The organism is Paramaledivibacter caminithermalis DSM 15212 (assembly GCF_900142245.1).
GTDB lineage: Bacteria > Bacillota > Clostridia > Peptostreptococcales > Caminicellaceae > Paramaledivibacter > Paramaledivibacter caminithermalis.
On sequence record NZ_FRAG01000016.1, the window covers coordinates 1 to 12,332 of the forward strand.

Annotated in this window: 19 protein-coding genes; 3 read left to right on the forward strand and 16 right to left on the reverse strand. The window is 32.4% G+C overall.

Features of this window, described 5'->3' with window-relative positions; all coding sequences use genetic code 11:
- Positions 1 to 390: 390 nt before the first annotated feature.
- The 8 genes from BUB36_RS07880 to BUB36_RS07920 form a co-directional block, all read right to left on the reverse strand.
- Positions 391 to 936: a hypothetical protein gene (locus tag BUB36_RS07880; RefSeq protein ID WP_207550780.1), complete on the reverse strand. Its 546-nt coding sequence runs from the start codon at positions 934 to 936 to the stop codon at positions 391 to 393.
- Positions 923 to 1,411: an RNA polymerase sigma factor gene (locus tag BUB36_RS07885; protein WP_073148766.1), complete on the reverse strand. Its 489-nt coding sequence runs from the start codon at positions 1,409 to 1,411 to the stop codon at positions 923 to 925. Before BUB36_RS07885 ends, BUB36_RS07880 begins: the two co-directional genes overlap by 14 nt.
- 319 nt (positions 1,412 to 1,730) lie before the next feature.
- Complete coding sequence (locus tag BUB36_RS07890) at positions 1,731 to 2,045, reverse strand: hypothetical protein (RefSeq protein ID WP_073148767.1); 315 nt, start codon at positions 2,043 to 2,045, stop codon at positions 1,731 to 1,733.
- 25 nt (positions 2,046 to 2,070) lie between these two features.
- Positions 2,071 to 2,709: a hypothetical protein gene (locus BUB36_RS07895; RefSeq protein ID WP_073148768.1), complete on the reverse strand. Its 639-nt coding sequence runs from the start codon at positions 2,707 to 2,709 to the stop codon at positions 2,071 to 2,073.
- A gap of 207 nt (positions 2,710 to 2,916) precedes the next feature.
- Complete coding sequence (locus tag BUB36_RS07900) at positions 2,917 to 4,521, reverse strand: recombinase family protein (RefSeq protein WP_073148769.1); 1,605 nt, start codon at positions 4,519 to 4,521, stop codon at positions 2,917 to 2,919.
- A 459-nt stretch (positions 4,522 to 4,980) separates the two neighbouring features.
- Positions 4,981 to 5,409, reverse strand: coding sequence for a hypothetical protein (locus BUB36_RS07910; RefSeq protein ID WP_073148773.1), 429 nt, complete (start codon positions 5,407 to 5,409; stop codon positions 4,981 to 4,983).
- Positions 5,387 to 5,584, reverse strand: a complete 198-nt coding sequence (locus tag BUB36_RS19430; RefSeq protein ID WP_165613052.1) for a hypothetical protein — start codon at positions 5,582 to 5,584, stop codon at positions 5,387 to 5,389. Before BUB36_RS19430 ends, BUB36_RS07910 begins: the two co-directional genes overlap by 23 nt.
- 181 nt (positions 5,585 to 5,765) lie before the next feature.
- Entirely contained in the window at positions 5,766 to 6,461 is a 696-nt protein-coding gene (locus BUB36_RS07920; RefSeq protein ID WP_073148777.1) for a hypothetical protein, read from the reverse strand.
- A 257-nt stretch (positions 6,462 to 6,718) separates the two neighbouring features.
- Here BUB36_RS07920 and BUB36_RS07925 point away from each other — a divergent pair, with 257 nt between their 5' ends.
- Both BUB36_RS07925 and BUB36_RS07930 read left to right on the forward strand, forming a co-directional pair.
- A complete protein-coding gene (locus BUB36_RS07925; RefSeq protein WP_073148779.1) occupies positions 6,719 to 7,249 on the forward strand; it encodes a hypothetical protein in 531 nt (176 codons plus the stop codon).
- Between the two features lie 187 nt (positions 7,250 to 7,436).
- Positions 7,437 to 7,856, forward strand: a complete 420-nt coding sequence (locus BUB36_RS07930) for a hypothetical protein (protein WP_073148781.1) — start codon at positions 7,437 to 7,439, stop codon at positions 7,854 to 7,856.
- Positions 7,857 to 7,913: 57 nt separating this feature from the next.
- On the opposite strand, the gene BUB36_RS07935 is transcribed toward BUB36_RS07930, so the two are convergent.
- The 6 genes from BUB36_RS07935 to BUB36_RS07960 form a co-directional block, all read right to left on the reverse strand.
- Positions 7,914 to 8,237 carry a DUF960 family protein gene (locus BUB36_RS07935; protein WP_073148783.1) on the reverse strand — a complete coding sequence of 108 codons (324 nt, stop codon included), beginning with the start codon at positions 8,235 to 8,237 and terminating at the stop codon, positions 7,914 to 7,916.
- A 14-nt stretch (positions 8,238 to 8,251) separates the two neighbouring features.
- A complete protein-coding gene (locus tag BUB36_RS07940; RefSeq protein WP_073148785.1) occupies positions 8,252 to 8,737 on the reverse strand; it encodes a JAB domain-containing protein in 486 nt (161 codons plus the stop codon).
- Positions 8,738 to 9,120: 383 nt separating this feature from the next.
- The gene (locus tag BUB36_RS07945; RefSeq protein ID WP_073148787.1) at positions 9,121 to 9,441 is read right to left on the reverse strand and encodes a hypothetical protein; all 321 of its coding nucleotides are present in this window, start codon (positions 9,439 to 9,441) and stop codon (positions 9,121 to 9,123) included.
- 55 nt (positions 9,442 to 9,496) lie between these two features.
- Positions 9,497 to 10,738: a copper amine oxidase N-terminal domain-containing protein gene (locus tag BUB36_RS07950; RefSeq protein ID WP_073148789.1), complete on the reverse strand. Its 1,242-nt coding sequence runs from the start codon at positions 10,736 to 10,738 to the stop codon at positions 9,497 to 9,499.
- Between the two features lie 34 nt (positions 10,739 to 10,772).
- The gene (locus BUB36_RS07955; RefSeq protein WP_073148790.1) at positions 10,773 to 10,958 is read right to left on the reverse strand and encodes a hypothetical protein; all 186 of its coding nucleotides are present in this window, start codon (positions 10,956 to 10,958) and stop codon (positions 10,773 to 10,775) included.
- A 14-nt stretch (positions 10,959 to 10,972) separates the two neighbouring features.
- Positions 10,973 to 11,182: a helix-turn-helix domain-containing protein gene (locus BUB36_RS07960; RefSeq protein ID WP_073148792.1), complete on the reverse strand. Its 210-nt coding sequence runs from the start codon at positions 11,180 to 11,182 to the stop codon at positions 10,973 to 10,975.
- Between the two features lie 216 nt (positions 11,183 to 11,398).
- Here BUB36_RS07960 and BUB36_RS07965 point away from each other — a divergent pair, with 216 nt between their 5' ends.
- On the forward strand, positions 11,399 to 11,761 hold the full coding sequence (locus BUB36_RS07965; RefSeq protein WP_073148794.1) for a helix-turn-helix domain-containing protein: 363 nt from the start codon (positions 11,399 to 11,401) through the stop codon (positions 11,759 to 11,761).
- Between the two features lie 58 nt (positions 11,762 to 11,819).
- On the opposite strand, the gene BUB36_RS19660 is transcribed toward BUB36_RS07965, so the two are convergent.
- Both BUB36_RS19660 and BUB36_RS07970 read right to left on the reverse strand, forming a co-directional pair.
- Complete coding sequence (locus tag BUB36_RS19660; RefSeq protein WP_165613053.1) at positions 11,820 to 11,966, reverse strand: hypothetical protein; 147 nt, start codon at positions 11,964 to 11,966, stop codon at positions 11,820 to 11,822.
- 2 nt (positions 11,967 to 11,968) lie between these two features.
- Complete coding sequence (locus BUB36_RS07970; protein WP_073148796.1) at positions 11,969 to 12,331, reverse strand: hypothetical protein; 363 nt, start codon at positions 12,329 to 12,331, stop codon at positions 11,969 to 11,971.
- Position 12,332: the final 1 nt, after the last annotated feature.

Sequence of the window (12,332 nt, forward strand, 5' to 3'; positions counted from 1 at the left end):
TCAGATAACATTCCTGATATATGTAGAGTTGGCCCTAATAAATAATATCATAGTCCTCATCCTTAATCCAAGGTGGGGACTATTTTACGCTTACATTAATTTCCATTTTCGCTTTTTAAACATATCATAATCGCTAGCTGAATAACGCAGGTTATAAGACATTATTCTTATTTGATTTATCTCCTTTTGAACCACAGGCTTCACTCTTGGAATGTGTAAAATAAAAAGCATTAGTATTAAAAAAAATACACCAGTAATAAGTAACTTGACTTTAAAGCCTTTTAACATCTAAATTTTCACTCTCCTAAATTTAGTTCATATTATTGTTTTAATAAATTCGACCTATACAAAAGAGTTCTTAATATAGACATTAAGAATTCTTTATAAAGACTATTTTCTAATAGGGTCTTCCCAGTTCCAATTAGTATATATAGCATATGCAATAATTTCATTTGCATTCTCATCTAATGTAAATCCAGCTATAGAGTTACCCACACGAAATGTTGGTTCGAAAAACTGTTCTTCTTTAGGTGCAGCAGTAGGTCCAGAAATACCTATTATTGTTTCATCGGTAATTTTAACCCATTTGCCATTGTCTAATTTGAAACTCAAACCGTCATCACTTACTTCAACTATAATACCCTCAATATTAACCACTGCATCTCCACTTGGAGCATTTGGATCAACTACAATACGCTCTGTTAAGTCTATTTTAGCTAAATCAGCATTATTTGATGATTGATACATATTCAAACTCATAATACCTATTACCAATACTAAACTTGCAGCAAAACCTATTAATATTTTCTTTGTCATTTCTACTTTATACCTCCTTTTACCTTTTATTTTGTTTAATTTCTGAAGGGTTTCTTTCTTAAATTTATCAGATGCTTGAATTGTGCTAATTGCATTTTTATATTTTTCATTCATCATCATTCACCCCTTCTTCAATAATATGTTTTAATTTTTTTCTAGCTCTCTGTAATTTTGAACTAATAGTATTTTCATTTTTTCCTAACATATATGCTATTTCTTTTATAGAATATCCCTCATAGTAATAAAGATATATAACTGTTCTATCATCTAGTTTAAGTTGAAAAATCTCTTCCATAACTTTTTGTTCTTCAGGTGCAAAAAATTCCATGTCCTCATGTATGGGAACAACTTTCCTAAACCACGAAGAACGAAAAAAATCTTTGCATCTATGATAAGTTGTTTTAATTAACCATGCTTTTAAATGTTCTTCTGTTTTAAAATCTCCCTTATACTTAAATAACTTAATATATACTTCTTGAACAATATCTTCTGCATCAGTTAAGGATTTAGTATTTTGGAAAGCTATTCTGATAAGAATGTCTGAATAACTATTAACTACATTTTGAATCGTCTTGCCGGCAAATAATAGTTCCACTGTAATTCCTCCTTCACTATTAATACGAATGAGAAGATAAAAATCGCGCATCAATTCCATATTTTTGACGAATATTCTTTTCAATTAGTTTCACATATGAAAAAAAGTTCTCAATATCAACATTGAGAACTTTTTTGCTTATTACTAGATCAAACCTTGGTGATTGTATAATTATAATACTTACTACAAAACCGCCGTTACTTATGATACGGTTCAGCGTAATAGAATTATCGGCGGTTTTTACTTCTTATAAACAAATAAGAGGTCAAAGAAAAATCTTTACCTCTATAATAAATCGATTAATATTATGATTTAAAGCTTATTTTATATCCTCAGATTTTAAATCAGTATTCAATATATACTGATATTTAATATTCTTATCTAAATCTGTCAGTTCTTTTGACTTATCAATGAGTTGTTTGCTAAATATGGGGTTTTGAAAAACAGCTCTAATATGATTTAGTATAGTACTTTCCTTATTAGGTCTAGATTTATTAGTTTTTACATCATCAAAGTTTATTTTTGACTCTTTAATCATTTGATATACCTTTCCTTGGGTTAGCACAGTACCACTTTTTAGCTCATTCAATCGAAGTACATCAAGTATCCTTTGTGATATAGGTTTATTTACCATTTATCAATCACTCCTCTTTTATAAATTAAGCTAAAGCATCAGCTATGCTTTTATAATTATCTAAACTATACGATACATCAATAGCTTTAGTTCCCCTAATTTCAAAAATAGATTTATTATTAATCTGAAAACTAAAATGATATTTTCCCTTGCTGTCAACCTCTCTATTTGCTTCATCTATTAGCCGTATTATTTCGTTATAAGAAAATATAAGCGTATATATTTTTTCCTCTCTTACAATTGCAAAAATATATCCACTAAAATATGGTTTTAAGTCCTTTTGTAATACTCCAGACCAAGATATTACTCTTTCATCTGTAATATCCCCATATGTTCGAGAATAGTAGAATTTATAGTAAATATTCTTATTATTTCTTGATAAAACTATTCCAGACCCCTCTTCACGATTACCTACTCTAATACTTAATTCAGGACATTTTAAATTTGACTTTATCTCATCAATAACTCGCTTTCTTATTTCACTTCTTGAAATTGACTTCTCCTCTATTTTTTCTTTTGTTTCTTCTAACTTGATTTGTGTCTTTTCATCATTTTCCAATATTTTTTTCTTTAATTTTAATATCTCTTCATCTGCTTCACTTAATCTTTCTTCACATAATTGAATTCTTCCCATTAACTCCAAAATAATTTTTTCCATATTCATTTTTTATCACCTTCCTTGGCGTTGAAATGTTTACCATATTTTTGTTAGTTCTATTTTATCATATGGTAAATTAATTTGTCAATGGTAATTTCTTGGTAATAGTGTTTTTGTTTTTTACCATTGTGGTATAATTTTTGTTAATGGTTTTGCTGTTATGATTTTATTATGCAATAAATTATTTATCTATGAACAAACTTTGCTGTATTATTATATAGCAATCCTAAAATTAACATAAAAAGAAGAGTTCCCATCATCAGATGAGAACTCTTCTAATAAATTACTATTAAAATGTATCTTCATGGTGCTTACATCTTTCCTGTCCCTAATAGTTATCTTATCTATCATCATTTGAAGCAATATCTTTTTATCCTCTTTATTGGAGCTTTCCAATATATCATTAAACTCCATCATTGCATTTTTTACTACCTCAAAGGGGACTTTATCAACATTCTGTATGCTCAGCTCTTTATCAATTTCCTCCTTCCTAGCAGAACATACCTTTATTTCCTCCTGTATATTCTTTAGCCTTTCAGCAAGCTTTCCTTTATCAATGATTCCATCTTCATATAGCTCAAATACCTTGTTATGTTTATCATTTAGAATATCAAGCTTATCCATAATCACCTTGGCTTCATGCTGTAATGGCTTTATATTTTTATCTTTAGATTCGTTTATTCTTTTTACTATATCTCTTAGAACTTTATCATTTCCAAGAACTTCTTTGATTCTTTCAAATACATATTTTTCTGCATCATCTGCCCTTACACTATTGGATTTACAAACTGTTGCTCCCTTGCTCCTAAATTCGCCACAGTAATAATATCTAATTATATACTTTTTACCGCTCTTACGCTTGTTTACAGTTCTTGCTGCCACCATTGAAGCCCCACATACTGGACATTTGAGCAGTCCTGTAAGGGGATACTCACCATCATAGGTTCTCTTTGGCTTGAAGCTTTTCATTTGTATAAGCTCCTGTACCTTGTCCCACAATTCCTTATCTATTATAGGTTCATGCTGACCGTCTGCCAATATATAATCTTCATTTTTTCCCTTACGCCTCTTCCCCGACCAGTCTATATACTTGTTAAATCTTATCTTTCCTATATAAGTAGGATTCCGAATTATTACACTTATTGCTGCTGTACTGAAACTATTACCTTTAATAGTCTTATAGCCACATTTATTAAGATGATTGGCTATTGATTTTAAACCCTTACCCTGTGAGTATAAAGTAAATATCTTCCTTACTATCTCAGCTTCCTCTGGAATAATTACAAGCCCAGTCTCATTAGATTTACCTTCTTCTAACTTTACTGACTTGTATCCTAAGAGTCTTCCGCCGTTCCATTTACCTTCTTTAGCCCTTTGTTTCATACCTAGCTTTACATTTTCTACTATAGTTTCTCTTTCAAATTCACTGATAACTCCTAGAATATTCATTTGAAGTTTTCCTGCTGGAGTCGATGTATCGAAGGATTCGGTTATTGACGTAAAATTCACTTCATGTTTATTTAGAATATCTACTATTTTAAGGAGGTCTAAATTATTTCTTGCAAGTCTACTAAGCTTCCAAACTGCTACTTCATCAAATTTACCTTCCTTGGCATCTTCAAGCATTTTAAGCAGGGCTGGTCTATTTTTCATGGACTTACCGCTGATACCCTTATCAATATAGGTCTGAGCAATTACCTTACCCCTAGCTTCACAAACAGCTCTTACAGAGGATATTTGTGCTTCTATTGAGAAGCCATCCATTGCTTGTTCTGCCGTTGATACACGACTGTAAATGGCAACTCTAATTGGATTCATTTACACCACTCTCCTTAGTCTATATTATTTTTTGTCATTAATATGCTTTTTGATAATGTTAGATAATATATCAATGATTACATCGTAGTCTTTAGACATGATTATCATTCCTCCTAGGAACATAGTAATAATATATGTTTTTATTTACAGTTATTTCTATAAATTGGTTAGGTATCTCTTGTACTTGTTTCTTTTTCGTTCAAACCACACTTGACAAAGTAGCGTGCCAGTGTCGAGAAAGTGGCACTTGGATTGTCTTGCTCCACTGTGTGCTTCCGTTGTTTTTGCTCGGTTTTGTGCTTTGGAGTGGCAGAGGGGGGGGAGTTTTTGAGAAACTTTCCCCCACACAGCCTACCCCTTCTTTTTTTCCACACCGACCGCCGTGAGAGAGTTTTCCGCTGCCAACGCCACTTTTGCCACTGTGCACAACCACAAAAGTATTGAATTCAATGTTTTCTCCTATACTACTCTTAAATATTTCTCATGTTCCCAAATAACATCTATAAATGGTTTGGTTCTACCTTTAAACTGAATATTTTCACTAGGTACCCAATAAGTGGCTTCATAATAAAGCTCTTTACCTTCTTTTAAATCTATGTTATGGATTGGTTCTCCCCAATTTTCACAAATAGATTCAATACTGAAATATAATTGAGGATTTTTCTTTGATATGTTAACAAACCTACCATAATCTAACTTCCATCTATCCTCGTATTGCTCTTCTATATATAAAAATTCTTTAGTATAGTTTTTCTTGGTAAGTCTATTATAAAATTCTAAATCAATATAATTACACCTTTCATAATTTATCTTAGATTTTTGTATAAACTCAATCATATCCTCTTTAGTTCCACATATCTTTAAATTAGTTGTTATAATATTTGCCATCAATTCCACCCTTTCTATTATTGTTGATTTTGAAAAATACTACCCTTGATAAGACATAGGTATATAATGTAACCGTTCCCGACGCTCCGTTCCAAAAAGTTGGGTGGGGATGCTGTTGGGATAATGCAAGCTGTTCAAAATGCTGGTTTCCACAAAACCATCCCCGCTTCTCCATCACAAACATATTTTATTTTTTCTTCTTTCAGTGACCTTGACATTTTCATCCAATCTCTAAGACTCTCTCGCTCAACTCGGCTGGGTGTGTGGGGAGAAATGGCTATGTGCCTGTTTTTCCAACACGTTGGACTTTCCCCACTCGTTTCCAATCTCCTTCCATCTTTCCCCTGTGTCTCAGCTTAGGCACCCTCTTTGTCAAACAACTCTTTGATTTTTTGCTTTCTAGTTACGATTTTTTTCTTGATTTTGTACTGCTCTGCTTTCTCAGCTTCTTCATTCTCTTCCTTAGAAAAGAAATCATTAATTATTCTTACAACATATACTCTCTTAGAACTTCCCATTATGCTTCTTTTTCTCGTAAACCTATTATTATCACAGTCTAAATATCCTTTTTCTCTCCACTTACTAAGAACTACATTTGTATCTTCAAATCCACCTTCATCCATTATTTTCTTAAACACACTAGGTAATATTAGCACCTCGTCATCCTCATTCTTTTTATAGATATACTTTCCCCAGATTTCCTTTGGCATTGATTTATTCTTACTTATTTGGCTACCACTTACAAACTTCTCATTGTGGATTGTATAGAGTTCAAGAAAATATTCATATGCCCTTAGACCAATATCCTTAGACCTCATATTGCATCTTTGACTATTTATCAGAAACTCTAGTATCTTCTCAATGTTTAGCTCTATCCCTAGATTTTCCTTTGCTATTTCTGCCGATGTCATTATTAGTGCCATTGGCTTTGATAATCTCTTTGAGAACTTATCTTCCTTATCCATCTTGTCAAAGCACTTATCTACCCAACTTCTAAAAAACTCAATTACTTTATCTTTTCCTATTTCTATTAATGCTTTTCCAAACTGCAAATCTTTTTCTGTTCACCCAAAAGACGAAGAATGGAACTTTCTTTTCCTGTGCCTTCCGTGACGGTGGATGGGTGTGGAATTTTTGCTTTCTGTTGCTCTGTGTCAGCTTTTTTCTTCCCCCAAGGTTTTACTTTCTTTCCTCCCGAAGTGTCGGAGTAGGACTGTGAGCATCAATATGATAAATTCAATCTTTTTTTCAGTCGACTAATTAACAATTTAATAATATCTATTCGAGTGAAAAAAGGAGGAAAAAAGTGATGAATAGTAATAAATCTAGCTCTGCTTCAAGGCTGGAAGAAAAGCAAGATAATTTATTTGTCCAAAGAAGGTTAGCTGGTGCTGTAGCAAGGGAAAAAGAGAGATTGGAAAAGGAAGGTCATGAAGTTCCACATGCCAGTATTTATGTAGGAGTAGACACAAGAGAAAAGTTTGACCCAGAAAAGAAGTTTACTAAGTCATTCCATAGTAAGCTAAATGATATTAGAAATGAGTTTGGGTTAAGCACTGCAGAGATGGGTGTTATATTTACCCTGTCCTTTCATATAGGCTATGAGGATAATCTACTATATCACGAAAATGGAACTCCCCTAAAGAAAAGAGACCTCTATAAAATATTAGACCTAGCCCATAATGCAGTTGATAAGTACATAAATTCACTGGTAGACAAGGGTATACTTGCCAAGGTAAAGGTTAAACGGTCGGTAAACTATTATCTTAATCCTTACATATTTTATCGTGGTAATAGAATTGACAATACCCTTCTTAATATGTTCAATAAGGCTAAGTAACTCATTGGAAATACTGAGCTTTAGAATATAGCCCAGTTTTTGGGTCTTATTTCTATAGAATATACCCCAAAAAGTGGGCTATATTATTTTCCCGTTTCCCTATGACCCTTCAGGGAAATTTTCATTTTGGTTACTAAGTTTCTATTTATAATCTTAGGACTCTATTTTCAGATTGGAGGTATTTTTTATGGCAATTAGAAGAAGAACTGTAAAGGAATCATCGGTACCAAAGGAAGTAAGGATTACAATGGTTAAGAAGGATTTAAAATCATGTAATGAAAAGATTAAAGAGCTTACTTCTATTGATACTGATAATCTCACTGATATGGAAAAGCTTAAGCTCGAACGTGCTATCAAGGTAGAGGAGCTTAGGAGGGATAAGTTAAAATCTAAGCTCTCTAGTCTTGGCTATGAAGAAAAAAGGGGACGACCTAGAAAGATTGATTCTGAGAAGTATGATAGTAATCGTAGTAAGTTTACTGCTATGCTTCTAACTGAAAATCTTGACTATTTGAAGGAGCTTAAAGCTACAAAAAAAATTAAGAATATATCAGCCTTCCTCGATGAACTTATTGAAAATTATAGATACTGGAAGGGTACATCCTAATTTCTATTTGAGTGAAAATATGACTTAGAGCTAGTATAGCCCTAAGTCTTTTATCTTTTAGTATTCATAACATAGCATCATTGTAGAGTATTCTTTTCCGTTTTCATCTATACTGCTTATTACAAATATCTTTGCAGATACAGGTTTTCTTACTATGAATGTACCTGTATTAGAGTAAGGCTCTACCTCCTGTTTATGGGTGATTCTCTGAAACTCTAGTCCATCTATTTCAGTAGGCTTTAACTCAAACACCTGTAAATAATCAATTTCAAAGTCTTCCTTTTTTCTAAGGTCTTCTATCATGCCCCATATTATAATCTGTATATCCAATGGAATTTCTTCCTTAATTCCTCTAGTCATATATTTTCTACCTTCAAACATAGGTTTTCCTCCCTTTATATATACTGATTTTCCCGCATACTAAGGTAGTTATTATCTTCAGAATATACTACTAAGTGGTCAACTAGGTCTATTCCTATTATTTCTCCTGCCTTTTTAATTCTTTTTGTAATTTCTATATCTTCCTTACTGGGATTCACATTGCCACTTGGATGGTTGTGGTAAAGAATAAAGGATGCTGAGTTAGCAAGTATTGCTGCTTTAAATATTTCCCTTGGATGAATTACTGCACTGTTAAGACTTCCTATGGATATCTTAGATATTGCCAATGGTTCATTCTTTGTATTTAGATATGCTGCTATCATTATTTCCCTGTCTGCTCCTTTGAACATATCCTTTACTAAATCAAAGGCTTGTCTTGGAGTACTTACTATCCTTCTTTCTCCATCGGATTCATAGAGAAAGCTGCTTTCCTTTACCAGTTCCATCTTCTCTAGCCTTACAGTTACTACATCCACTCTTTTACGCTGATTTTTACTCATAGATTTTCCTCCCGATATTAATAAAATATCCCCTAACCTCCTTAGATTTCAGAAGGTTAGGGGACTTTGTGGCTTGGTATTCATTTTTGTATATTAAGTACGTAACAGTAAAAAAATGTGATTTTAAAAGTTTTTTTAATATAATATATGATTTAGGACTCCTTTTGATTTTTCGTACCTGCTTATCACTTGTTTATCACTCCTTTACCTCTACTATATCTATTAATTTAACTCAATTTAGTACGGTTAGTGACAATAATCCAATTATACATTATTTATCTGCTATTTCAGTTTCCATCTGCCTACCTCCTATTTCAATTCCAGTAGATATTTTAAAGTAAAATAAAGGATTCAAGTCTTTTATTACTTGAATCCTATCCTGCCTATTGTGCTAATATATTATTTATCTGTCTTTTTATATCCTTCTTCACAGAAAAGTCCATGATAGCCATTATTAAAACTACTACTGTAGGTATGACAATAATTAAACCTAAAATGGCAGCTATAATTAGTGCTGGATGTGCATACTCTCCCATTTTAAAGGTTACTTTTCCATTTTTTTCTTTAAGTATACATTCATATCTGAACCACTTGGTCTTGAATACCACGTTACCCCTTTTATTAATTTCTACGTCTTTTATCTTTTCATGCTTTACTTCTTGTTTTATTCTGTTTTTGATTGTATCCAGTGATAATGTATCCATTGATGTAATCCCCCTTCTGCTGTGCCATTATTCCATAGTTAGTTTTGTATATAAATTAGTCAAACATCATGTCAATTACTTCATCTGACCTTAGACTTGTTCTTTCAAATTCTGATAGCTTCATTGCTGGTACTGTATGTGTATTTCCATAGGTATCTTGATATGTGAACTTTTCCATAACCTTACCGTATGCCCTGATAATATCGTCTTGAAGTATGTCTACACTATTATCAGAGAATACTGCAACTATCCTTGTTTCTACATTTTCTAGTATGTTAGGGTCATCACTATAGGTGTTATACATATCTACAAAGTCATTGCTTGATGAACTAATATCAATTAGGAATAGACTTTTTCCATTCTCTTCTTCTATGGCTTGAATCACTTCTCCACTAAAATAGCAAGGTTTATCTATAAATTTAGTAGAATTTTTCATAAGCTCTTCATATGATGGACCCCCTAGTGCTTGTTGTTGGAACTCTGTATAACCACTATTATCTTCTTCATTGTTGTTAGCTGGATTTCCTGTTTTATCAATGTTTATTGTTTGACCATCAGCCTTAGTAACTACTCCCTCTGACATTTTATCCTTCACATATTCTCCTACAAATACATCACCATTAGACCATGTATATTTACCTTGTCCATGCATCTTTCCATCTAGCCAGTTTCCTTCATAACTGTCTCCATTTTCCCATGTGAATTTACCTTGACCTTGTATTTCTCCATTTACCCAGTTACCCTCATACATTTTTCCTGTTTTCCATACATATTTACCATAGCCATTAAAGTTCCCATCTTTTACTTCCCCTTCATAATATCCATTGTCATATTCAAACCTTTGGATATTCTTCTTTACTTCCATTGTTATAACTACGGTTTTAGTTTCTCCATTCCAGTCTACCTTTGCTCCTAGGGATTCCCCTATAAATCTTACTGGTACATAGGTTCTTGATTCAATAATCTGAGCTGGTGCATCTAGCTCTACACTATTTACTGTGTTTTCATCGGTTTGTATTGTAGCTGTCTTTGAATTTAGTGGAATACTTATAACTGTATTTTCCTTAAATGCAAATACTGTTTTAGTTGTATCATCCCATCTAACTATTACATCCAGTGCTTCAAATATCTTTCTTACTGGTACTAATGTTCTTTCATTCCTTATTACTGGTGGATTGTCAAAGTTTATTATTTCTCCATTTACTGATACCTTTATAGGTTCTTCTGCTAATGCAAGGCTTGTGGCTGATATGATAAATATGAGTAAACAAATTAGTATTTTAGATATTTTTTTCATGATAAATTCCTCCCTATTCTTTTTCTATTTTTTCTTATGGTTCTATTTGTTGGCTTTGTTTTGCCTTAAATGGTAGAGTTATAATCTTTTTTGTCAACCTAAAGGGAAGTTTGATTATACTCCATAGCAGGTTTATTAGAGGTTTCATGAGGACTTTTAATAGTCCTGTGAATATTCCCAGTACAAGTCCAATAACCATTGCAACAATTATTACAGACATTTTGGCACCTCCCTTCATCCTTTTTCCTTATCTTCATCTAAAAATATGCTGCAATCCACCCCTAAAGCCTTTGATATTTTCATAAGGGTTTTTATTGATGGAGTTGTTCTTCCCACTTCTATGTCAGAGAGATATGTGTTTGATATGTCAGCCATCTTGGCAAGCTCCTGCTGCTGTAAATTTCTTTTTTTACGTTCCTCCCTTATCTTCTTTCCAATTTCCATAGAATTCCACCTCCATTCATCATTATTTTACGTAAATTCCGTAGTGTATACAAACCCCATTATTTATGATTTAGTACCGTTAAAGCCCGTTTAGACCAAATATTACCACCATATATAGGATAACACAATTTTCCGTATAAATCGAAATATTTTTCCAATTTTTTTATGTTATACTTTAATTAATCCGTTATTTACGGAATATGAGGAGGAATTCCTATGGTCGGAAAACGTATTAAAGAGTTAAGGAAGGAACGGGGTTTGTCATTAAAGGATTTATCTAAAAGAATTGACATATCCATATCCTTTTTAAGTGATATAGAGAATGAAAGAAGTAATCCATCTTTAGATAGGCTTAAGGATATTGCCAAGGGTCTTGATACTACTGTAAGCTATTTGCTTGGTGAATCTGATAATATAGTATTTGATGATAATATTTATAAGGTTCTTAGTAATCCTTATATGCAAGAGATTATTAATGAGCTTAAGGATTTTGATTCTTGGTCTGAGGAAGACAGACAGGAAGTCCTTGCCTATCTTAGAGCCAAGAATCTAGTTAGAAAATCCAAGGATTCTAAATAATTATTCGAGTGAAAATTTTGGGCTAACGGGCTTTTGGTATGGAACATAGAAAAATCTCCTATCTTAATCCATTTATAGATAGGAGATTCTTAGTTTTTCTTCCCTTTATCTTTCCTACTATCCTTTTTGCTAAGCCTTTACCATTTTTTTGAACTATAATGTAGTCCTTACCAATGGCTTTTATTTCAATAACATTCTTCTTCACACTTATTCCTCCCCACAGATTTCATCTAGTATAACCTTTGGTGCTATTTCAACGTTGCAAAATATGGAAATGCCGAAGTCATTATTCATTAATACTAGGGTGTTAGTCCACACTTCACCCTTGCTACATGTAATCTTGTCAACATATTCTGGTATTAGGTCATCTATATCAATATATATTTCCTTTAGCTTTTTAAAGTCTTCCTTGGATTCAATTACAACAACATATCCTCCATCATCATTAGGTGCCCTATTATCTCCATATTCTCGGTCTAGAATATTTGTTATTGATTTTATTACTTTAATTACTTCTAGTGGCAAATCCTTTAGATTCTCTACTTCTCTTCCATATATAACCTTTATCATG

What these genes read in the sequence shown, in the direction of transcription:
- BUB36_RS07880 (WP_207550780.1), bottom strand. Translation starts at nt 936, where the DNA reads ATGATGATGAATGAAAAATATAAAAATGCAATTAGCACAATTCAAGCA.
- BUB36_RS07890 (WP_073148767.1), bottom strand. Translation starts at nt 2,045, where the DNA reads ATGGTAAATAAACCTATATCACAAAGGATACTTGATGTACTTCGATTG.
- BUB36_RS07895 (WP_073148768.1), bottom strand. Translation starts at nt 2,709, where the DNA reads ATGAATATGGAAAAAATTATTTTGGAGTTAATGGGAAGAATTCAATTA.
- BUB36_RS07900 (WP_073148769.1), bottom strand. Translation starts at nt 4,521, where the DNA reads ATGAATCCAATTAGAGTTGCCATTTACAGTCGTGTATCAACGGCAGAA.
- BUB36_RS07910 (WP_073148773.1), bottom strand. Translation starts at nt 5,409, where the DNA reads ATGGCAAATATTATAACAACTAATTTAAAGATATGTGGAACTAAAGAG.
- BUB36_RS19430 (WP_165613052.1), bottom strand. Translation starts at nt 5,584, where the DNA reads ATGGAGAAGCGGGGATGGTTTTGTGGAAACCAGCATTTTGAACAGCTT.
- BUB36_RS07925 (WP_073148779.1), top strand. Translation starts at nt 6,719, where the DNA reads ATGAATAGTAATAAATCTAGCTCTGCTTCAAGGCTGGAAGAAAAGCAA.
- BUB36_RS07930 (WP_073148781.1), top strand. Translation starts at nt 7,437, where the DNA reads ATGGCAATTAGAAGAAGAACTGTAAAGGAATCATCGGTACCAAAGGAA.
- BUB36_RS07935 (WP_073148783.1), bottom strand. Translation starts at nt 8,237, where the DNA reads ATGTTTGAAGGTAGAAAATATATGACTAGAGGAATTAAGGAAGAAATT.
- BUB36_RS07940 (WP_073148785.1), bottom strand. Translation starts at nt 8,737, where the DNA reads ATGAGTAAAAATCAGCGTAAAAGAGTGGATGTAGTAACTGTAAGGCTA.
- BUB36_RS07945 (WP_073148787.1), bottom strand. Translation starts at nt 9,441, where the DNA reads ATGGATACATTATCACTGGATACAATCAAAAACAGAATAAAACAAGAA.
- BUB36_RS07950 (WP_073148789.1), bottom strand. Translation starts at nt 10,738, where the DNA reads ATGAAAAAAATATCTAAAATACTAATTTGTTTACTCATATTTATCATA.
- BUB36_RS07955 (WP_073148790.1), bottom strand. Translation starts at nt 10,958, where the DNA reads ATGTCTGTAATAATTGTTGCAATGGTTATTGGACTTGTACTGGGAATA.
- BUB36_RS07960 (WP_073148792.1), bottom strand. Translation starts at nt 11,182, where the DNA reads ATGGAAATTGGAAAGAAGATAAGGGAGGAACGTAAAAAAAGAAATTTA.
- BUB36_RS07965 (WP_073148794.1), top strand. Translation starts at nt 11,399, where the DNA reads ATGGTCGGAAAACGTATTAAAGAGTTAAGGAAGGAACGGGGTTTGTCA.
- BUB36_RS07970 (WP_073148796.1), bottom strand. Translation starts at nt 12,331, where the DNA reads ATGATAAAGGTTATATATGGAAGAGAAGTAGAGAATCTAAAGGATTTG.